The organism is Pseudoalteromonas sp. NZS127 (assembly GCF_015864805.1).
GTDB lineage: Bacteria > Pseudomonadota > Gammaproteobacteria > Enterobacterales > Alteromonadaceae > Pseudoalteromonas > Pseudoalteromonas nigrifaciens.
Genome location: NZ_JADYWN010000063.1, coordinates 1 through 816, shown reverse-complemented (window position 1 = coordinate 816; position 816 = coordinate 1). Strand labels below are relative to the sequence as shown.

At 41.2% G+C, this 816-nt stretch carries 1 tRNA gene and 1 rRNA gene; both read left to right on the top strand.

Annotation, left to right across the window (positions count from 1 at the left end):
- The first annotated feature begins 36 nt into the window (after positions 1–36).
- Positions 37–112, top strand: a tRNA-Ala gene (locus tag I6E78_RS18430).
- 305 nt (positions 113–417) lie between these two features.
- Positions 418–816 (top strand): 23S ribosomal RNA (locus I6E78_RS18425); the annotation flags it as partial.

Genomic DNA, 816 nt, shown 5'->3' with positions numbered 1-816 from the left:
CAAAGTCGGTATACAAACAGTAAGACCAGCATATGTGGGGCTATAGCTCAGCTGGGAGAGCGCCTGCCTTGCACGCAGGAGGTCAGCAGTTCGATCCTGCTTAGCTCCACCACTTTACTTCTTAAAAATAAATATTCTTTATCGGGTCATAAACGACCTGAGAATGAAGTGTGTTTAATTTTGAGAGGTTTTTATTTCTCTTGCTCTTTAAAAATTTGGAAAAGCTGATAATAAAATTCTGATGAATACATTGTATTTATCAAGAGTTTTCAAAAGTAAAAAAAGAATGGTAGCAGTACCATTCAGTGCCATTTAGTTAACTCTTATGAGTTGATTGATTGGTATCTACTTTAGTATTCAATATTGACTTCTGGCGAAGTTAAACTGTCACACAACAAAGACCCGTTTGGGTTGTATGGTTAAGTGACTAAGCGTACACGGTGGATGCCTTGGCAGTTGGAGGCGATGAAGGACGTATTAACTTGCGATAAGCCTAGTCAAGCTAGTAAAAAGCACTTGAGACTAGGATTTCCGAATGGGGAAACCCACCTGCTTGCAGGTATCGTTAACTGAATACATAGGTTAACGAGGCGAACACGGAGAACTGAAACATCTAAGTACCCGTAGGAAAAGAAATCAACCGAGATTTCGAAAGTAGCGGCGAGCGAAATCGGAACAGCCCTTAAGCTTATTACGTGTTAATGGAAGGCTGCTGGAAAGCGCCACGATACAGGGTGATAGTCCCGTACATGAAAAGACATTTTAAGTGAAATCGAGTAGGTCGGAGCACGTGAAACTTTGACTGAATATAGGTGG